Annotated in this window: 15 protein-coding genes; 4 read left to right on the top strand and 11 right to left on the bottom strand. The window is 64.9% G+C overall.

All coding sequences use genetic code 11. The annotated features are described in order from the left end of the window. Positions 1 to 379 precede the first annotated feature (379 nt). From AC3B5Q_RS18230 to AC3B5Q_RS18205, 6 genes are read right to left on the bottom strand one after another with little or no spacing between them, the layout of a single operon-like run. A complete protein-coding gene (locus AC3B5Q_RS18230; protein WP_331245215.1) occupies positions 380 to 2,011 on the bottom strand; it encodes a BatD family protein in 1,632 nt (543 codons plus the stop codon). Then, positions 2,008 to 3,723, bottom strand: a complete 1,716-nt coding sequence (locus AC3B5Q_RS18225) for a tetratricopeptide repeat protein (protein WP_274148055.1) — start codon at positions 3,721 to 3,723, stop codon at positions 2,008 to 2,010. The genes AC3B5Q_RS18230 and AC3B5Q_RS18225 overlap by 4 nt, the downstream gene beginning before the upstream one ends. Continuing rightward, positions 3,720 to 4,796 (bottom strand): vWA domain-containing protein, encoded by a 1,077-nt coding sequence (locus AC3B5Q_RS18220; protein ID WP_331245216.1) that lies wholly within the window; start codon positions 4,794 to 4,796, stop codon positions 3,720 to 3,722. The genes AC3B5Q_RS18225 and AC3B5Q_RS18220 overlap by 4 nt, the downstream gene beginning before the upstream one ends. Then, positions 4,789 to 5,283, bottom strand: coding sequence for a DUF4381 domain-containing protein (locus AC3B5Q_RS18215; RefSeq protein ID WP_003247240.1), 495 nt, complete (start codon positions 5,281 to 5,283; stop codon positions 4,789 to 4,791). Before AC3B5Q_RS18215 ends, AC3B5Q_RS18220 begins: the two co-directional genes overlap by 8 nt. Beyond that, a complete protein-coding gene (locus AC3B5Q_RS18210) occupies positions 5,280 to 6,224 on the bottom strand; it encodes a DUF58 domain-containing protein (protein ID WP_028698037.1) in 945 nt (314 codons plus the stop codon). Before AC3B5Q_RS18210 ends, AC3B5Q_RS18215 begins: the two co-directional genes overlap by 4 nt. Before the next feature lie 4 nt (positions 6,225 to 6,228). Next, positions 6,229 to 7,188 (bottom strand): AAA family ATPase, encoded by a 960-nt coding sequence (locus AC3B5Q_RS18205; protein ID WP_003247242.1) that lies wholly within the window; start codon positions 7,186 to 7,188, stop codon positions 6,229 to 6,231. 230 nt (positions 7,189 to 7,418) lie between these two features. On the opposite strand from AC3B5Q_RS18205, the gene AC3B5Q_RS18200 reads away from it, so the two are divergent. Continuing rightward, the gene (locus tag AC3B5Q_RS18200; protein WP_021784054.1) at positions 7,419 to 8,726 is read left to right on the top strand and encodes a T6SS phospholipase effector Tle1-like catalytic domain-containing protein; all 1,308 of its coding nucleotides are present in this window, start codon (positions 7,419 to 7,421) and stop codon (positions 8,724 to 8,726) included. A gap of 36 nt (positions 8,727 to 8,762) precedes the next feature. On the opposite strand, the gene AC3B5Q_RS18195 is transcribed toward AC3B5Q_RS18200, so the two are convergent. From AC3B5Q_RS18195 to AC3B5Q_RS18180, 4 genes are all read right to left on the bottom strand, one after another. Further along, the gene (locus AC3B5Q_RS18195) at positions 8,763 to 9,980 is read right to left on the bottom strand and encodes an MFS transporter (protein WP_021784053.1); all 1,218 of its coding nucleotides are present in this window, start codon (positions 9,978 to 9,980) and stop codon (positions 8,763 to 8,765) included. A gap of 60 nt (positions 9,981 to 10,040) precedes the next feature. Further along, positions 10,041 to 11,255, bottom strand: coding sequence for a benzoate/H(+) symporter BenE family transporter (locus AC3B5Q_RS18190; RefSeq protein WP_103462814.1), 1,215 nt, complete (start codon positions 11,253 to 11,255; stop codon positions 10,041 to 10,043). 149 nt (positions 11,256 to 11,404) lie between these two features. Beyond that, positions 11,405 to 12,292, bottom strand: a complete 888-nt coding sequence (locus AC3B5Q_RS18185; RefSeq protein ID WP_021784051.1) for a dihydrodipicolinate synthase family protein — start codon at positions 12,290 to 12,292, stop codon at positions 11,405 to 11,407. A gap of 44 nt (positions 12,293 to 12,336) precedes the next feature. Continuing rightward, a complete protein-coding gene (locus tag AC3B5Q_RS18180; RefSeq protein WP_274118706.1) occupies positions 12,337 to 13,119 on the bottom strand; it encodes an aldolase in 783 nt (260 codons plus the stop codon). 245 nt (positions 13,120 to 13,364) lie between these two features. Between AC3B5Q_RS18180 and AC3B5Q_RS18175 the strand changes: the two genes are divergently transcribed. From AC3B5Q_RS18175 to AC3B5Q_RS18165, 3 genes are all read left to right on the top strand, one after another. Then, complete coding sequence (locus AC3B5Q_RS18175; RefSeq protein WP_103462813.1) at positions 13,365 to 14,912, top strand: AMP-binding protein; 1,548 nt, start codon at positions 13,365 to 13,367, stop codon at positions 14,910 to 14,912. A 14-nt stretch (positions 14,913 to 14,926) separates the two neighbouring features. Then, entirely contained in the window at positions 14,927 to 16,093 is a 1,167-nt protein-coding gene (locus AC3B5Q_RS18170) for an acyl-CoA dehydrogenase family protein (protein WP_021784048.1), read from the top strand. Positions 16,094 to 16,197: 104 nt separating this feature from the next. Continuing rightward, positions 16,198 to 17,451 carry an MFS transporter gene (locus tag AC3B5Q_RS18165; RefSeq protein ID WP_021784047.1) on the top strand — a complete coding sequence of 418 codons (1,254 nt, stop codon included), beginning with the start codon at positions 16,198 to 16,200 and terminating at the stop codon, positions 17,449 to 17,451. A 12-nt stretch (positions 17,452 to 17,463) separates the two neighbouring features. On the opposite strand, the gene AC3B5Q_RS18160 is transcribed toward AC3B5Q_RS18165, so the two are convergent. Further along, positions 17,464 to 18,408: a LysR family transcriptional regulator gene (locus AC3B5Q_RS18160; RefSeq protein WP_021784046.1), complete on the bottom strand. Its 945-nt coding sequence runs from the start codon at positions 18,406 to 18,408 to the stop codon at positions 17,464 to 17,466. Positions 18,409 to 18,525: the final 117 nt, after the last annotated feature.

Raw genomic sequence — 18,525 nt, 5'->3', positions numbered from 1 at the left:
TGGTGTCGAGTCGGGCAAGCGGGGAAAGGGCGGTATGGTAACCCAAGCGGGGTTCGGGGGGCAGGGCGAGGGATTGGGGGCACCAGGTGTTCGCCATGAAAATTTCAGCGCCTGTGAGATCGAGCGCCGCCCGCGCGGCGCATCGCGAGCTGCGCTCGCTCCTACGTTTGTTTCGGGCCAGTTATTTCTGTGAAATTTGCGCGCGTACGCCTTGGCGCATAGCTCGATATCGCGTCGTACAAACAAAGCGGTCGCGCGCGCCTGTAACAGGCGTTACTGGCCAAAAACAAACGTAGGAGCGAGCGCAGCTCGCGATGCGCCGCGCGGGCGGCGCTCGATCTCACAGGCGCTGAAAACCCTATGGCGAACACCTGCTGGCTTACTTGGGATAAAGCGGCGGCAGGCTGCCGTTTTCGCCCGTCGGCAGCAATACCTGCTCAGCCGGCGGAATGGTACCAATCGCCCGCCACAAGTCTTCACCCTGCCAATACTGCCCGCTCTCGCTGTACAACGCCCCGTTCAAACCATCCAGCGCATCCGACAACGGCACGAAGCGCGCCGCCATCTCGGCCAGGGTTTCCGGTTGCTGCCGGGCCCAGGCATCCAGCGCCTGGCGCGTAGCCTGGGGGTCGTTGGCCTGGCATGCGCGCTTGAGGTCGTCCAGCAAGGTGCGTGGGCTTGGCCCGTTCTGCGCGGCGCGCAGCACCGCTGGCCGCGAGCGGGCGCGCCACCACAGGGCGAAGCCCAGCACGGTGGTCAGGGCGAACACCAGTGTGGACAGCTGCCACGGCCACAGCAGGGTGCTGGCGCTGCTGTTGTCGCCCACCGGGGTGTCGGCGCTCAGTGCCGGGTTGTCCTGTACGTTCAGCGTGCGCGCCGGCAGGCTGCTGTGCTCCAGGTGATCTTCGCGGGTGTTCCACCAGGCCACTTCCAGCGCCGGCAAGGCCAGCGTGCCGCTGTGGGTCGGCACCAGGGCCTCGCGCTCTTCGCGGTTGGCGGTCATGCCCCGTTCGCTGATTTCGTTGCGCAACAACGGTTGGTCAGGGTAGCGGCGCAGGCCGATGATCTCTGTGGCCGGCAGCGGTGGCAGTTGGGTGCTGGACAAGCCTTCGGCACGCAAGGTGATGTTGCGCGTCAGCGAGTCGCCAATCTGTACCTGCTGGCTGCCGGGGTCGGGGCTCCAGTGCTCTTCCAGGGTCAGGCTGCTGGTTGGCAACCACGGCAAGCCAGCCGGCCAGGCTGCGGGAATCGGCCGTACATTGAGGCGCAAGGGCAGCGAGCTGACCTGTACCTGATGGCCGGCGCGGGCCGTACCATTGGCCTGCGCTGCTTCGTCGTTGCTGGCGGCTGCCGTGGCGGTGAAAGTCAGCGGCGGGATGTCGAGGGTACCGCTTTGCTGGGCATACACCGCATAGCGGGTTTCGATCACGCCATGACGCACGCCGTTGATTTCCTTTTCATACGTGCGCGACTCGCCCAGCGGCTCGACCTTGGCGTTCTCCAGTTGCAGGGGGCTGAGGCTGCTGTCGTCGTACAGCGCTACTGAGTGGTAGATGCGCACCGTCAGCACGGATTGGGCCTGGACATAGACGTCGTGGTTGTCGAGGGTCGCTTCGATGAATACCTGAGCGTTTTCCTGGCGACTGGCATCGGCCTGCAGCACTTGCAGTTCGATGGCCTGGCTGTGCGACTGGCCCAGTTGCAGCTCGGGTATGCGCAGGCTACCGCTGCGCCGTGGCAGCAGGGTGATGATCCAGCGGGTGCTGGCGCGGGTTTCGCCGTCGAGGGTGTGCAGGCTGTTCAGCTGGCGCGTACCGCGCACTTCGAAGTCACCTTCCAGGGCGCGCAGGTCGGGCTTGCCGAACTGGGTGACGTCCTGGCTTTCCAGGGTCAGTTCCAGGCTTTCGCCCGCCTCCAGGCGGGTGCGGTCGACGCTGGCCTGCAGCAGCGGTTCGGCGTGGGCCAGCACGGCCCACAGCAGGGTGAGGAGCAAGACGCCGAAGCGACTCATCGTGATTTTTCCTGATGCAATTGCTGTTCATACCAGAATTTGCGTCGCAGCAGCTCTGCCGGGTTGTCGGGGATCTCCCGCAGCCATTGCTCCAGGGCTTGGCGCTGTTCGCCGTCGAGGTTGGTCGATACCGGGCGCTGGGGCGGCTGGATGACGCTGTCGTCGCCCCCGGCCTGGTTGCCGGGTGCTGCCTGGCTGTTGCTGCTTTCGCCGGGTTGTTCGGGGCTGGCCTGTTGGTCGTTGCCGGGTGTGCCTTGGGCCTGGTTGCTGGCCGAGCTGCTGTTGCCTTCGGTTTCGCTGCCGGGCGTGTCTTGGGTATCGCTGCCGGGTGGCTGTTCCTCGGCCTTGGCTTCACGTTGCTGCAGCAGTTGCTGCACCAGCGCCTGGTTGTCCAGTGCGGCCTGCAGGTCGGGCTGGCGCTCCAGGGCTTGTTCGTAGGCATCCAGGGCGGCTTCCAGCTCGCCACCATGGGCCAGGGCATTGCCTCGATTGTAGTGGGCTGCTGCTGTGTCGCCTTGGGAAAATGCCTCGGCGGCACCGGCATAGTCGCCGGCCTGATACAGGGCCATGCCGCGCCATTGCGGGTTCTGGAAGTGACGTGCAGCGCTGGCCGGACGGTTTTGCTCCAGCAGCTTCTGGCCTTGCTGATCGGGGCGCAGCCACAGGTCGTTGAACTCAAAAGCCTGGGCAGGCTGCGGCAAGGCCAGCAGCAGCGGCAGGCAGAACAGCCAGCCGCGCCGGCCGGCGCAGGCGGCCAGCAGCAACAATGGAATCAGCAGCCAATAACCTTGGTCGGCCCAGCTGTCCAGTTGCAGGGTCTGGCCGTCATTGCGCCCGCTCCGCGGGTTGTCGAACAGGCCCAGGCCACGCAGGTCGAGGTCGTCGATGCGGGCATGCCGGTAGCGCCCGCCCGTGCTGCGGATAAAGCCCTTCAGGCTGGCGCTGTCCAGGCGAGGCAAAAGGATGCCGCCCTGGTCGTCTTTAAGGTATTCGCCATTGGCCTGGCGCACAGGAGCGCCTTCGCGGCTGCCGATGCCCAGCATCAGCAGGCTGGGGCCCTGGCGACCTAGGGCCTGGGTGATGCCCTGGCGTTCGGCGGCGCTGAGCGCCGAGCCTACCAGCAGCAGGCGGCCTTGGCCGAGGCCGCTCTGGGCCAAAAGCGCCAGGCCTTTTTGCACGGCCAGGTCGGCACGCTGGCCGGGTTTTGGCATGATCGACGGGTCGATGGCCTCGAGCAAATTGCGGGTGGTGGCCAGATCGTCAGACAGCGGCACGACGGTGTGCGCGGAGCCGGCATACACCACCAGGGCCGTCTGGCTGTCGCGGCGGTGTTCAAGCAGGTCGAGGATCTTGCGTCGAGCCTGTTCCAGGCGGTTGGGCGGGCTGTCCTCGGCGAGCATTTGCGGGGTCAGTTCGAGCAGGATCACCAGTGGGTCGGCCGGGCGCTGATGGCTTTCTTCCAGGCGCTGCCAGCTGGGCCCGAGTAGCGCCAGGATCACCAGTAACCAGGCAAGGCCCAGCGCCACCCACGGCAGTTTGCTGGTGCTGCCGCTGCCGCCACCCAGCAGCACGCCATGGAAGGCGGGCGGCAGAATCATCTGCCAGCGTCCGGCGCGTTTGCGCCGGTGCCACAGCTTGTACAGCAGCCAGCCGAGCACCGGCACGGCCAGCAGCCAGAGCGGACGCAGCCATTGGGGCCACAAGTCGATCATCGCCGCCTCCTTAAACGCAGGCGCTTCAAGCGTTGGCGCCATTCCGGGTGCGGCTGCAGGAAGCGCGGCTTGCGCAGCGCGCGTTGCAACAGGTTGTCGGGCCACTGCACGGCCACCACCAGCAGCACGCTGAGCAGCAGCGCCAGCGCCAGGGGCCAGGCGTACAGGGCCTGGGCTGTGCGCGCCTGGGTCGGTTGCTGGGCCACGGGCTCCAGTTGGTCGAGGGTATCGCCGATAGCGTCCAGTTCGGCGCCGTCATGGGCGCGGAAGTAGGCACCGTGGGTGATGTCGGCAATTTCCTTTAGCGCGGCTTCGTCCAGGTCCAGGCTCGGGTTGAGGCCGAGCAGGCCTGGGGTGCCATTGGCTTCGGGGTTGGCGCCGATACCGATGGTGTAGATACGCACGCCTTCCTGGGCCGCCAGGCGGGCGGCTGTCAGCGGGTGAATCTGCCCGCCGTTGTTGGCACCGTCGGTGATCAGCACCAGCACCCGGCTTTGTGCGGGGCGTTCGCGCAGGCGTTTGACCGCCAGGCCAATGGCGTCGCCGATGGCGGTGTTCTTGCCCGCGATGCCGATCTGCGCCTCGATGAGGAAGGTGCGCACGGTGCGCCGGTCAAAGGTGAGCGGCGCTTGCAGATAGGCCTGGCTGCCGAACAGGATCAGGCCCACGCGGTCGCCTTCACGGTCTTGCAGGAAGTCGCCCATCAGCGCCTTGACCAGGTCCAGGCGGCTGATGTCCTCGTTCTTCCACTGCATGTCGGGGAAGTCCATCGACCCGGACACATCCACCGCCACCAGCAGGTCGCGGCCGCTGGCGGCGATCGGCACCGGCTCGCCCAGCCATTGCGGGCGAGCAGCGGCGCACAGCAGCAACAGCCAGATGACGACGAACGGTGCCTGCTGGCGCCAGGTGGGCAGGTTGAGCCGCGCGCGACGCCCGGCCAGGCCTTCCAGCTCGTTGAGGAAGCCCACCTTGAGCACCGGTTCCCCGCTGTCGGCTGCGGGCAGCAGCAGGCGCGCCAGCCATGGCAGCGGCAACAGGGCGAAGACCCACGGCCATGCCAGTTCAAACATGCTTGCGGATCCAGGTTTCGACGGCTTGGCTGAGCCCGGCGATGGCCTTGTCATCGAGCTTGCACTCGGGTTTATAGGCGCCTTCGACCAGTACCATCCAGCGGGTCAGGCCGGCGGCCGGGCAGCGGTTGTCGAGAAAGGCCAGCCACTGGCGGCCGTTGAGGGTGTGGCTGTTGGCGCCTGGGTAGTGGTTGCGGCACAGGCGTTTGAGCAGAGCGTTGATCTGTTGCAGCCAGGCGCCAGCCGGGGCACCGTCATACGGACGTGGCAGGCGGGCCAGCTCGGCCAAGGCCTCCAGGCGCACCGGGTCCAGGGGTTGTTCGGCGCGCACGATGCGGCGTTTGCCCGGGCGCCAGCGGCGCAGCCGCCACAAGCCCCAGCCCAGTAGCGGCAGGACGGCCAGCAGCAGCCACCAGCCCGGTGCGGGAGGCCACAGGCTGACCGGTGCCGGGGCGATCAGTGGGTGCAACTGGTCAAGCGGGTTCATGACGCGCTCCGTGGCCGCTGGGCGCTCAGGTACTCGCGCAGTTGTTCGACCATTTCGCTTTGCGTGCTCAGTGGCATCAGTACCACCCTCAGCTTTTGCGCCATAAGCTCCCAGCGCTCGATACGGGCTTCTGCCTGCTGGCGGTAGGCCTGGCGCAGGTTGGCGTCGAGGGTGTCGAGCTCCAGCTGGGCGCTGCGCTGAGCGAAGCGCAGCAGGCCGGCGGCGGGCAACGCGTGGTCGAGCGGGTCGGATACTGGCAGCAACAGCAGGTCGCAATGCCGTGAAAGCATGGCCAGGTGCTGTTCCACCTGGGCGCTGAGCGAGCGCTCATCGCAGATCACGATGGCCAGGCTGCCGGGGCGCAGCACTTCGCGGGCGCGGCGCAGGGCCAGGCCGAGGCTGTCGGCCCCCGGTACGGCTTCGGTGTGCAGTGACTGGTTGACCTTTGCCAAGCGGTTGAGCAGTTGCAGCAGGCTCTGTTTGCTGCGCCGGGGTTTGACTTCGTGGTGTTCGTTGTCGCCGAACACCAGGCCGCCGATGCGGTCGTTGTGGCCCAGTGCTGCCCAGCCGAACAGCGCCGCCGCCTGTGCCGCCAGTACGGACTTGAACATCAGCCCCGAGCCGAAGAAAAGCCGTTGGCTTTGTTCGACGAGGATGAAGATCGGCCGCTCGCGTTCTTCGTGGAACAGCTTGGTGTGCGGCTCCTGGGTACGCGCAGTGACACGCCAGTCGATGTTGCGCACATCATCGCCGGCCTGGTAAACGCGCACCTGGTCGAAGTCGACGCCGCGCCCACGTAGCCTGGAATGGTGCAGGCCCACCAGCGGGCTGCGTTGGCCAGGCTTGGAAAACAGCTGGATTTCGCGCACGCGGTGGCGCATGTCGATCAGCTCGGCAAGGCCAATGCGGATGCCATGTTCGGCCAGTTGCGCAGTGGGCATGGGGTCAGGCAACGGCGACGACGTCGAGGATGCGCTGGACCACGCGGTCCTGGTCGATCCCTGCCGCCTCGGCCTCGAAGGAGAGGATGATACGGTGGCGCAGTACGTCGAACAGCACTGCCTGGATGTCTTCGGGGCTGACAAAGTCGCGCCCGGCCAGCCAGGCGTGGGCACGCGCGCAGCGGTCCAGCGAGATGGAGCCGCGCGGGCTGGCGCCATAGGCGATCCAGTCAGCCAGCTCGGTGTCGAACTTGGCCGGGGTGCGGGTGGCCATGACCAACTGCACCAGGTATTCCTCCACTGCGTCGGCCATGTACAGGCCAAGGATTTCCTTGCGCGCGGCGAAGATGGCCTGCTGGCTGACCCGGCGCTCAGGCTTGGTCTCGCCGCCCAGGGCTTCACCCCGGGCTTGCGCCAGGATACGCCGCTCTACGGCGGCGTCGGGGAAGCCGATTTTTACATGCATCAGGAAGCGGTCGAGCTGGGCTTCGGGTAGCGGGTAGGTGCCTTCCTGCTCGATCGGGTTCTGCGTGGCCATGACCAGAAACAGCGGCGACAGGTCGTAGGTGCTGCGGCCCACACTGACCTGGCGCTCGGCCATGGCTTCGAGCAGCGCCGACTGTACCTTGGCCGGTGCGCGGTTGATTTCGTCGGCCAGCACCAGGTTATGGAAGATCGGCCCCTGCTGGAACACGAAGCTGCCGGTTTCCGGGCGGTAAATCTCCGTGCCGGTGATGTCGGCCGGGAGCAGGTCGGGGGTGAACTGGATGCGGTGGAACTGCGCTTCGATGCCTTCTGCGAGTTCTTTGATGGCTTTGGTCTTGGCCAGGCCCGGTGCCCCTTCGACCAGCATGTGGCCGTCAGCCAGCAGCACGATCAATAGCCGTTCGACCAGTTTTTCCTGGCCTAGGATCTGGGTAGAAAGAAAAGTGCGCAGCGCGATCAGCGCTTCACGGTGTTCCATCGGCGACGGTTCCTGGTAGGGGGCCTGAGGCGGCTTGAGGCAGCAGCCTTGGCAAGGGGGATACTTTAATCTATCCGAGGGGGCGGCGACCAATGGCGGCGGGTAAATTTATCGTTGCAGTCGGGCCTGCGGGCAAAGAAATGTCCTACGTATGGCTGGCGATTGCCTGATGTTCCGTGACGGCGTGCTGGCGCCTGCTTGTGCTTTTCGGACAAGCAGAAGGCACGACGATGAAAATGAGCAGCGGCAGCACGCCAAACCTTACGCCGGTCAACCTGCGTTTTGGCGTGTTCTTCGATGGCACTGGTAACAACCAGCACAATGCCACGGCGGTGGGCGATCAGGGTGAAAAGGGCGGCAGCTATGGCAACGCCTTGAGCAACGTGGCCCTGTTGCATGCGTTGTATCCGTCTGATGCGGCCAATGCCGACGGGCCGCAGGCGTTCTTGAAGCGCTATGTGGAAGGCGTGGGCACGCTGGCGGGTGAAGCCGACCATGTCTACGCTTCGGCCACCGGGCATGGGCGCACGGGGGCCGAGGCGCGGGTCGCCGAGGCGTTGCAGGGGATGGCCGAGCAACTGCAGGCATGGCGCCGGACGCATCCGCAGGCAAAGCTGGAGCGGATCGAGTTCGATCTTTTCGGTTTCAGCCGAGGCGCTGCGGCGGTGCGGCATCTGGCCAACCTGTTGCACGAGGGCGCGGGTGGGCTGTTGTCGGTGGCGTGCGAAACCTCGATCAACTTTATCGGCCTGTTCGACACCGTGGCGGCGATCATCGCGCCCTTACAGGGTGACTTCGACCCGGCAGACGGCCGCCACGGTGGCTTGCGCCTGGGCCTGGGTGCGGGTATTGCCCGGCACGTGGTGCAACTGGTGGCCGAGGACGAGCGGCGGCATAACTTCCCGCTGGTGCGCAGTGGCCACGATATCCTGCTGCCGGGCGTGCACTCGAATATTGGTGGTGGTTACCCTGAGAGCCTCCTGGAGCAGGTGCTGCTGTGCAAGCCGCAGTCCCAGCGGGTGCCCGCAGGCATGTGCGTCGAGCAGTGCCGCGTACATGCCAAGGTGAGTGCCTTGCTGGCTTCGGCGTTTGCCGACATGGGCGAACCCAGGCCGCGAGTGATGACCTGGGAGGAGCCGATTGCCGGCGGGCGGCGGGACGAGGCGCAAAAGCAGGTCTATGCGGCGGTGTACCGGGAGCGGCAAGTGGCGGGGCACTTGTCCCGGGTGTACTTGAGCGTGATGCGGGCGTTGGCGGTGCGCGCTGGTGTGCCGTTTGCGCCGTTGGGGGCGCAGGCTGAGCATCGGCTGCCGGAGGAGTTGTTGGGCATCAGCCGCAAATTGCATGCCTTTGCCTTGGGAGAAACTGGGCAGGTGGGGTTGAGCGAGGAAGAACAGCGGCTGTTGCGCGACAAATACGTGCATGCGTCAGCGAACTGGAATGCACTGAAGGGCTTGCGCAACAGTGTGCTGGATGTGCTGTTCGTCAATCGACCGGGAGCAGGCGGGCGAGTGGCGCATGCCAACCCGGTGCAATGAATGATTGTTCGTGGCCCGGCAATGTTGCACCGGGTCCTACTGGGCGCGCGCCAAGTGTTCTGTCGCGCGTCTCCTGGCTGAATACGTCTCCTGTGCCAGGGTCAGCAGCACTGTCAGCAGCATGAACACCACCGATGCGATGAAAATCCCGTTGGGCATGCGCTGATCGAGCATCCAGCCGAACGCCACCGGCCCGATGGCGCCACCGATGTTGAACCCGGTCGACACCAGGCCGAAGGTTTTGCCCTCGGCCCCGGGTGGCGCCGCCGCCTTGACCAGCATGTCCCGTGATGGGGCGATGACCCCGGTGAGCAAGCCAATGGCGCCCAGTACGGCCACCAATGCCCAGCCCTGCAGCAGCCCCAGCGCCACCAGAGCGGTCAGCGCAGCCGCCAGCGCGAAGGCCAGTGCCGCCACCAGGCCATGGCGCCGGGTACGGTCGGCCAAAGCGCCTCCGCACAGCACGCCGGCTGCGCTGCTCAGCAGGAAAGCGGTGAGCGCGGCGTTGGCCCAGGCCAGTGTCAGGCCTTGGCCCTGGACCAGGGCGGCTACGGAGAACTTCTCAATGGCGCTGGTGCTCAGGTTGAGCAGGATGAACAGCACCGTCAGCACGCCGATCATGGGGGTGAGCAAGCGTACGCGGCCTGTTGCTGCGGCCGGGCCTGCGTCTTGTTTGTTGGCAGGCCTGGCGACCCGGTAAACGCCACTGCCTGGTATCGATATCAGCAGCAGCGCGGCTACCCCGAATACCGCGCCCGCCGCCAGGGCTGCCCGCGTGCCGAGCGCCGCGGCGATGCCGAGAAATACGGCTGGGGTAACGGCCGAACCGAGGAAACCGGCAAAGGTATGAATAGAGAACGACCGCCCCAGGCGTGCGGGCTCGATGCCGTTGGCCAGCAGCGCATAGTCGCCCGGGTGATACACACCATTGGCCAGGCCAGCCATGGCCATCGCCACCAGCAATACCGCGTAACCGGGGCTGGCCGCCAGCAGCACAAAGCTGAGGCTGCCCAACAGCAGCCCGGCCTTGAGCATTTTACGTGCACCATAGTGGTCCACAGCGTAACCCAGCGGGGCCTGCACCAGCGCGGAGACGATGTTGAACACTGCCAGGGCTACGCCCAGCTCTACGAAGCCCACGCCCAGCAGGCCGGGCAGCACCGGCAGCAGCGCCGGGATCAGCATGATGTGCACATGGCTGACGAAGTGCACGGCAGCAATTTGGGTCAGCAGCTTGGGGCCAGGGTGGAGCATGTCGATAACCTGTTGAGTAGAGTGCGCCATTGGCGCACTGCAAGGTGGTGGAAAGCCCGCTTAGTGGGAGGTGCCCCTCAAACCGGGCAGGCGGCCGTTCAGTACAACATGGGCCAGCAGACCAATGACCAGGCCCCAGAAAGCCCCGCCAATGCCGAACAGGCTGATGTTGGCCGCCGCCGCCAGGAAGGTGATCAGTGCTGACTCGCGTGAACGGGCATCGGCCATGGCGCTGGCCAGGCTGGCGCCGATGGTGCCCAGCAGGGCCAGGCCCGCCAGGGTGGTGATAAAGGTGCCCGGCAAGGCCATGAAGACACTCGCCAGGGTGACCCCGAACACCCCGACGAGGATGTAGCAGACACCGGCAGCGATACCCGCCACCCAGCGTTTGTCCGGGTTTTCATGGGCTTCCTTGCCAGTACAGATGGCTGCGGTGATGGCGGCGATGTTGAACGCGTGTGAACCGAAGGGCGCCATCAGCAAGGAGCCGGTGCCCGTGACGGCGACAATCGGGTTGGCGCTGGTCTTGAAACCATCGTTGCGCAGCACCAGCATGCCGGGCATGTACTGGCCGGTGAGGGTGATCAGGAACAACGGCAGGGCCACGCTGAGGGCCGCGTTGAGGGAGAAGGTGGGCGCGGTGAAAACCGGTGAGGCGAATTCCAGACGCAACGTGGTCAGGCCCACTTGCCCCTGCAGCAACAAATACCCCAGGCCCAGCAGCAGTATGGCGACTACGGCGTAACGGGCGGTGAAGCGTTTGAAGGCCACATAGGCTGCAATCAGCAGTCCGGCGAGGGCAGGGTCGACCGACAGGCTGGCAAAGGCACCGATGCCGAACTGCAGCAGGATGCCGGCCAGCAGGCCGGCGGCAATGCCGCCGGGCACGACGCGCACCAGCCGCTCGAAGCACCCGCTCAGCCCCAGCACCACGAAGCCGGCGGCCGACAGCAGGTAGGCACCTATGGCCTCGCTGTAGGGCACGCTGGCCAGGGCGGTGACCAGGAACGCGGCGGCTGGCGTGGACCAGGCTGTGATGACCGGCTCGCGGCTGTACCAGGACAATGCCAGGCCGCTGAGGCCGACGCCGATCGACACCGCCCAGACCCACGATGACGTCAGCTCTGGGCTCAGCCCGGCCACTTTGGCCGCCTGGAACACCAGGATGAACGTGCCGCCGTAGTTGACGATCACCGAAACGAGTCCGGCAATCACCGGGTGAAGGATGTCTGTCAGCCTGAGCGGGGTTGCAGCGCTTTGTGCTGGCGCGTCCATGGTTGCCTCTGGTAATGGTCAGATCAGGTGCAGCCTTGTGCTGCGAAGGGGTAATCCGACTGCAGCGTCATTGGCCCTTTCACCGCACAAGGCTGTTCCTGAAGAAAAAGGCTGCCCGACAGCGACAGGCTGCCGGGCAGGTTTGTGCGTCAGTTGGTCAGCGCCACCAGCAGGCTTTTCAGGTGGTTGCTGCCTTGCGCATCCAGCGGCTGCAGGGGCAGGCGTGGGGCGCCGACATCCTGGCCGAGCATTTTCAGACCGGCCTTGATGGTGGTCGGCAGGCCACGGCGGGTGATGTATTCCAGCAGTTCGTACTGGCGATAGAACAACGCACGGGCTTCGGCCAGATCGCCTTGTTGTACGGCGTCCCACAGCGCCAGGTTGAGTGCCGGGATCAGGTTGGGCGCGGCGGTACACCAGCCAGTGGCACCGGCCACCAAGGCTTCCAGGGTCAGCGGGTTGCAACCGTTGTAGAACGCCACCTGCCCATCTGTAGCCGTGAACAGGCGGTGCATGCGCTGGATGTCACCGGTGCTTTCCTTGACCATGGTCACATTGGGCACTTCGCCGAGGATACGCAGGATCAGTTCCACCGACAGGTCGGTGCCGCTGGTCCCGGGGTTGTTGTAGAGCATGATCGGAATGTCGATGGCGGCGCCGACCGCCTTGTAGTGGGCGATCACTTCGGCTTCGGTGAGCTTCCAGTAAGAGATGGGCAGCACCATCACCGCCGTGGCGCCGCAGGCCTGTGCCAGGCGGGCACGCTGCACGGTGCGGGCGGTGGTCAGGTCGGAGACGCTGACCACGCTGGGTACGCGGTCGGCAATGCGTGCCTGGCTGAAGCGCACCACGGTTTCCCATTCGCTATCGGACAGGTAAGCCCCTTCGCCGGTGCTGCCCAATGGCGCGATGGCGTGCACGCCGTCTGCGATCAGGCTATCGATGGACGTGCCCAGGGCATCCAGGTCGAGTGTGCCGTCTGCCGTGAAGGGAGTGATGGTGTAGCCGATAACGCCGCGAATTACAGATGTAGACATGACCAGGCACCTTTGCCGTTGTTGAGGAAAGAGTACAGCTTCGATCAGCCCAGGCAGTCGCCATGGGCACGCAAGGCGCGGCGCGCGTAGTAGCTGAAGGCGGCGCCGTGACGTTTGGGGGTGGAAATCCAGTCGTGGGCTTCTTTGCCCAGGGCTTCGGGGATGGGGCGGATGTCACCGGCGCCCATGGCCAGCAGTTGCATCTTGGCTGCGCGCTCGAACAGCAGGGCGAGCACGCAGGCTTCCTCGATCGAACGGCCAGCGATCAGCAGGCCGTGATGGGAAAGCAGGATTGCGCGCTTGTCGCCAATCGCCTTCGCGATGATTTCGCCTTCTTCGTTGCCCACCGGCACACCGGGCCATTCCTCGAGGAATGCACAGTCGTCGAACAGTGGGCACAGGTCCATGTGCGAGATGGCCAGCGGAACTTCCAGCATCGACAAGGCGGCGCTGTGCAGCGGGTGGGTGTGAATGATGCAGTTGACGTCGGGGCGGGCGCGGTACAGCCAGCTGTGGAAGCGGTTGGCCGGGTTGGCCATGCCACGGCCTTGCAGCACCGTCAGGTCTTCGTCCACCACCAGCAGGTTGGAGGCGGCGATTTCGTCGAAGCCAAGCCCCAGTTGCTGGGTGTAGTAGGTGCCAGGTTCCTGCGCGCGCGCAGTGATCTGCCCGGCCAGGCCAGAGTCGTGGCCGCCGTCGAACAGGATACGGCAGGTGAGGGCGAGCTTTTGTCGCGCGGTGTAGGTGTTGTCGGCCAGCGCCGTCAGCATCTGTTGCTGGGCGAGTTTGACAAGCTGGTCCTTGGGGGTGTGCATGGTGGTCGTCATGGGCGGTACCTGCAAGGGGAAGAGTGTATGGATGACTGATCGGCGCGAAGGCGACGCCAGGACACGGTGTTGATCATAATGACACAAAGTGTCATATGCAAGCGATGTGTCATCCTTGGCTCAGGTCGTCAAAGCACCCGTGCCAGCGCAATCTGTTATGGCGTGCATACGTAACTGGTATTACTTGCCCCGGCTTCCCGCTGTTTAGCATCGACCTGGTCTTAACCGTCGACGAGAACAACAACGTGAACCTTGGAACCCTATCCAGTCGAAGTGCAAGATACTGGCCTGAACGTCTGGCGGTGATCGACCGCCATACCCGGCTGACCTTCGCTCAGCTCGAACAGCGGGCCAACCAGCTGGCCTCGGCCTTGCTGGCACAGGGCATCGCCATGGGCGAGCATGTGGCCATCCTGGCGCCCAACCGCGCCGAACTGGTGGAAGCAGAAGTGGCGTTCTACAAGGCCGGCCTGGTCAAGGTACCGGTCAATGCGCGTCTGGCACCGGATGAGGTGATTCAGGTGCTCAACGACGCCTGCAGTGTCGCGCTGATCGCCGATGCGCAACTCGCCCAGGCGTTGCTGGCCCGCAGGCACGAGATACCTTCGGTACGCTTGATCGTGACCTTGGGTGAGCGGGGCGGTGACATCACCTATGCCGCACTGCTGGCCCAAGGCAGTAGCCAGCCAATCAGCTGCGACCTGCCTGACGATGCCCTTGCCGTTTTGCATTACACCTCTGGCAGCTCTGGTGTGCTCAAGGCTGCGATGCTCAGCGTGGGCAACCGCAAGGCGCTTATCCGCAAGAGCCTCGCCAGCCCGACCCGTCGCGCCGCCCCGGGCGATGTCATGGCCCACGTTGGCCCTATCACCCATGCCAGCGGCATGCAGCTGATGCCGCTGCTGGCGGTCGGTGCCTGCAACCTGCTGCTGGAGCGCTACGACGACCAGCTGTTGCTCGAGACCATCCAGCGCGAAGGCGTGACCCGGTTGTTCCTGGTGCCTGCAATGATCAATCGCCTGGTCAACTTCCCCGATGTCGAGCGTTACGACCTGAGCAGCTTGCGCCTGGTGATGTACGGTGCCGCGCCGATGGCGCCAGCGCTGGTGAAACGGGCTATCGAGGTATTCGGGCCGATCCTGGCCCAAGGTTACGGTGCTGGCGAGACCTGCTCGCTGGTAACGGTCCTGACCGAACAGGACCATCTGTGCGAGGGCGGTGACTACCGGCGCCTGGCCTCGTGCGGGCGTTGCTACTTCGAAACCGACCTGCGCGTGGTTAATGACCACTTCCAGGACGTCCAGCCGGGAGAGGTGGGCGAAATCGTAGTCAAGGGGCCGGACATCATGCAGGGCTACTGGCGTGCACCCCACCTCACTGCCGAGGTGATGCGCGACGGCTACTACCTGACTGGCGACCTGGCCACCGTGGATGAGCAAGGGTATGTGTTCATCGTCGACCGCAAGAAAGAAATGATCATTTCCGGTGGCTTCAACATTTACCCCAGCGAGGTCGAGCAGGTGCTCTACAGCATGCCGCAGGTGTTCGAGGCGGCGGTGGTGGGGGTGCCTGACGAGCAATGGGGCGAAGCGGTGCGGGCGGTGATCGTGCTCAAGCCGGGCATGGCGCTGCAGGAGCAGGACGTCATTGAACACTGCGCCCAGGCCCTGGCCGGTTTCAAGAAACCACGTGCGGTGGACTTCGTCAGCGAGCTGCCGAAAAACCCCAACGGCAAGGTGGTACGCCGGCTGATCCGTGACGCCTACTGGCAAAACAGCGAACGCCGTATCTGACACGAGGAACGACCATGTATCAGCCAAGCGAAAAGGCCCAGCAGATCATCGAGGCCATCAGTGGCTTCGTTCGCAACGAAATCCTGCCCCTGGAACAGCAAGCCGGTCTCAGCTGGGCAGAGCCGCACCCGCGGGCGGTGCTGCAGCAGGTATGGCAGCGCTCGTGCGAGCAGGGCTTCTACAACATCATGCTGCCCGAGGCGATAGGTGGCGCCGGGTTGAGCGTTTCAGACCTGTGTGCGGTCAAGGAAGCGACGGTGCTCACCGGCTCCATGCTGGCGCCGCATATTCTCGGTGAGCTTTCCGGGCCGCCCCGTATCGGCCATCTGTTCAAGGTGGCGAGCCCGACCCAGATCGAGGCGTTCCTGCAGCCGGTGTGCCGTGCCGAAAAGGCCGTGTGCTTCGCCCTGACTGAAAGCGAGGCCGGCTCTGATGCAACGGCGATCAAGACCTCCGCACGGCGGGAGGGTGAACACTATGTGCTGAACGGCACCAAGCGTTACATTTCAGGTGCGCCCTATGCCGACATCGCCGTGCTGCTTGCGGTGACGGATCCCGGGCGCGGTGCCCAAGGGATTTCGGCGTTCTTCATCGACCTGAGCGCACCGGGGGTAAGGGTTGAGAGCGATTATTCGGTCATGTCCGGCGGTGGTGCGCATGGTGACATCATCCTTGAGGACGTAAGGGTGCCGGCGGCCAACCGCATTGGTGAGCAAGGGCAGGGTTTCAAGCTGGCGATGGGGCGCATCACCCTCAACCGTCTGCTGCATTGCCCCACCTTGCTGGGGCTGGCCGGCCTGGCACTGAACCTCTCGATCGACTATGCCCGCACGCGCAAGCAGTTCGGCCAGCCTATCGCCATGTTCCAGTCGATCAATCACATGATCGCCGACATGGCCACCGAGCTGCATGCTGCACGCAGCATGGTCTACGCCACGGCAGCGGTGAATGACGCCGGCGGCAATATCCGCACCCAGGCCCCGATGTGCAAGCTGTTCGTTTCGGAGACGGCCTTCCGCATCGCCGATCGTGCCGTGCAGATACACGGCGGTGCCGGGCTGCTGCGTGGCAACCCGGTGGAGTGGATATTCCGTGCGACACGTATGATGCGCATACTCACCGGAACCAGCGAGATCCAGCGCAACACCATCGCCAAGGGCGTGCTCATGCCTGAGCAATGACGCGGTATGCCCGGCCCGTGGCGGCCGGGCTCTCCAGACAAGAACAATAACGAGAGATCATCATGACTCATACTGACACCCCCGCGCGTGCAGGCACGGCCTGGATGATTGCGGTACTGCTGGCGCTGTTGATGCTGGTGAACTTCCTGGACAAGGTGGTCATCGGCCTGGTGGCGGTGCCGATGTCCAGGGAACTGGGCTTGTCCCCTGCCGAGTTCGGCCTGGTAGGGGGCGCACTGCACTGGTTCTTCGCCATCTCGGCGGTGATAGGTGGCTTCATGGCCAATCGCCGGCCAACCCGCACCCTGTTGCTGGGCATGGGCGCGTTCTGGGCGCTTATCCAGTTGCCCATGTTGTTCGTCAGCTCGCTGTGGGCGATCGTCGCCTGCCGGGTGCTGCTGGGTATTGGTGAGGGGCCGGCCTCACCGGTGGCTACACATGCCTTGTACAAGTGGTTCCCCAACGACCGTCGCAACCTTCCCGTCGCGCTGTTGCATACCGGCAGTGCGCTGGGGCTGCTGGTAGCGGGTGCCATGATCCCATGGATCAGTGTGCACTACGGTTGGCGCATGAACTTCATCGTGTTGGCGGTGATCGGCGCGGTGTGGTGTGTGCTGTGGTGGTGGCTGGGCAGCGAGGGCAACCTCGACCGCATTCGCCCGGGCCAGCTTGAAGAAGGGCAGGCCTCTGTTCCCTATCGTCGTCTGCTTGGTGACCGCACGGTACTGGGCAACTACTTGTGCCACTTCGCCGCCAACTGGTCCCTTGCGTTGACCTTGACCTGGGTACCGAGCTACCTGGAAACCGGGCTGGGGATCGACCCGATCATGACCGGCCAGGTGTTCGTTCTGTTCGTGGTGGTTACCACGCCGCTGAGCCTGTTCATGGCTTGGCTGTCGCAGCGAATGATGCGTGCCGGGTTGGCCACACGCTGGTCGCGCGGTGCGTTCGTTTCAGTGTGCCTGATCGCCAGCGGGCTACTGTCGGCGGCCTTGTTTCTGCCCGGTCTGAGCAACGCCGAGCGGATCGTCAGCCTCACTTTCAGCGGCGGGCTGGCGCTGGTGATGTATTCCGTGGGGCCTGCCATGCTGGCGGAGTTCACGCCCAGCGGGCAGCGCGGCGGCATTCTGGCGATCGGCAACGGTATCGCCTCGTTGGCCGGGCTGTCGGCACCGGTGGTCACCGGTTTGCTGGTGCAGGGCGCCGGGGCCGGGCACACGGCAGGGTTTGGCCAGGGTTTTCTGGTGTGCGGCGCGGTGCTGGTGATTGCCGGGCTGATCGGGCTGGCCTGGATGGACCCGCAGAAAACCCGGCAACGTCTGGTGCAGGTGGGCACGGCTGCGCCAGCCCAAGCGTGATGTGCACAGCGCTCAGAGGCTCTGCTCCGCCAGGGCCTCGCGCTCGATCAGGGTGCCTTTCCAGCGCTCGCTGCGCACCGCATCCACCAGCAGTGCGCGCACCAGGTCGCGCATGCAGGCGGCGGCGAACGACAGCGGCTTGTGCTGCGAGTAGGCCAAGGCGATGGTGCGGGTGATGCGTGGTTCCACTATCAGCCGCGCACAGGCAGGCGCGGCCAAATCCAGCAGCGGTGGCCAGTTGCTGATGGTGGCCGCCAGGCCAGCACGGACCAGGCTGGTGATACCGGGGGCCGACTGCTGTTCGTAGCTTGAGTCCAGTGTCACACCGGTCTCCATGGCAGCCTGCTCGATGCGCCTGCGCAAGTGCAGGCTGCGGGGTGGCATTACCAGGCGGCTCGCTGCGGCCTCAGCCAAGGTGATGGGCGACTCGTCAGGGCCGTTCCCAGGTAGGCCGACCCAGTACAGGTCTTCGGAAAACACAGGTTCGGCGACCACATGGGCAAGCTCTTCGGCGTTGGGCACCACGCCGAAATCCACTTTGCCCAGCTCGATCGCCTGGCCACCTTCGCGGCTCAGGCCATCCCATACGGTGAGCTTGATACCAGGGAAGCGTGCCTGGGCCTGGGTAATGATGGCCGGCAACAACAGTGCCGAGGCAGTGGCGGGAATCGAGATGGCCACGTGCCCCTTGGGGTTGCCGCGGCTGGACTTCAGCTCGTCCTTCACCGAATCGAGTTGCTGCACGACCGATCGGGCCACTTCGTACAACTGCCGCCCGGCATCGGTCAATTCGATACCGTCATGCTGGCGCGCCAGCAGTTGCATTTCCAGTTCGCTCTCCAGCAGGCCTATCTGTCGGCTCAAGGCGGGTTGGGCGATGAACGCCTGACGTGCGGCATTGGAAAAACTGCCGGCTTCGACAATGGCAATCAAATAACGCAGCTGTTTCAAAGTCATCGTGATTCTCAGGCTATGCCGAAGTGATATGGCAACCATCGGGAGACGCTATTTGTTCAGCCCCGGTGGCCTACTTAGTATCGGTAAGCAGCAAAACGAGGATAACAGAAACGTTCG

The sequence above is a fragment of the Pseudomonas sp. D5(2026) genome, from assembly GCF_057766845.1.
This window is presented reverse-complemented; position numbering and strand designations above follow the sequence as displayed.

What these genes read in the sequence shown, in the direction of transcription:
- AC3B5Q_RS18230 (WP_331245215.1), bottom strand. Translation starts at nt 2,011, where the DNA reads ATGAGTCGCTTCGGCGTCTTGCTCCTCACCCTGCTGTGGGCCGTGCTG.
- AC3B5Q_RS18225 (WP_274148055.1), bottom strand. Translation starts at nt 3,723, where the DNA reads ATGATCGACTTGTGGCCCCAATGGCTGCGTCCGCTCTGGCTGCTGGCC.
- AC3B5Q_RS18220 (WP_331245216.1), bottom strand. Translation starts at nt 4,796, where the DNA reads ATGTTTGAACTGGCATGGCCGTGGGTCTTCGCCCTGTTGCCGCTGCCA.
- AC3B5Q_RS18215 (WP_003247240.1), bottom strand. Translation starts at nt 5,283, where the DNA reads ATGAACCCGCTTGACCAGTTGCACCCACTGATCGCCCCGGCACCGGTC.
- AC3B5Q_RS18210 (WP_028698037.1), bottom strand. Translation starts at nt 6,224, where the DNA reads ATGCCCACTGCGCAACTGGCCGAACATGGCATCCGCATTGGCCTTGCC.
- AC3B5Q_RS18205 (WP_003247242.1), bottom strand. Translation starts at nt 7,188, where the DNA reads ATGGAACACCGTGAAGCGCTGATCGCGCTGCGCACTTTTCTTTCTACC.
- AC3B5Q_RS18200 (WP_021784054.1), top strand. Translation starts at nt 7,419, where the DNA reads ATGAAAATGAGCAGCGGCAGCACGCCAAACCTTACGCCGGTCAACCTG.
- AC3B5Q_RS18195 (WP_021784053.1), bottom strand. Translation starts at nt 9,980, where the DNA reads ATGCTCCACCCTGGCCCCAAGCTGCTGACCCAAATTGCTGCCGTGCAC.
- AC3B5Q_RS18190 (WP_103462814.1), bottom strand. Translation starts at nt 11,255, where the DNA reads ATGGACGCGCCAGCACAAAGCGCTGCAACCCCGCTCAGGCTGACAGAC.
- AC3B5Q_RS18185 (WP_021784051.1), bottom strand. Translation starts at nt 12,292, where the DNA reads ATGTCTACATCTGTAATTCGCGGCGTTATCGGCTACACCATCACTCCC.
- AC3B5Q_RS18180 (WP_274118706.1), bottom strand. Translation starts at nt 13,119, where the DNA reads ATGACGACCACCATGCACACCCCCAAGGACCAGCTTGTCAAACTCGCC.
- AC3B5Q_RS18170 (WP_021784048.1), top strand. Translation starts at nt 14,927, where the DNA reads ATGTATCAGCCAAGCGAAAAGGCCCAGCAGATCATCGAGGCCATCAGT.
- AC3B5Q_RS18165 (WP_021784047.1), top strand. Translation starts at nt 16,198, where the DNA reads ATGATTGCGGTACTGCTGGCGCTGTTGATGCTGGTGAACTTCCTGGAC.
- AC3B5Q_RS18160 (WP_021784046.1), bottom strand. Translation starts at nt 18,408, where the DNA reads ATGACTTTGAAACAGCTGCGTTATTTGATTGCCATTGTCGAAGCCGGC.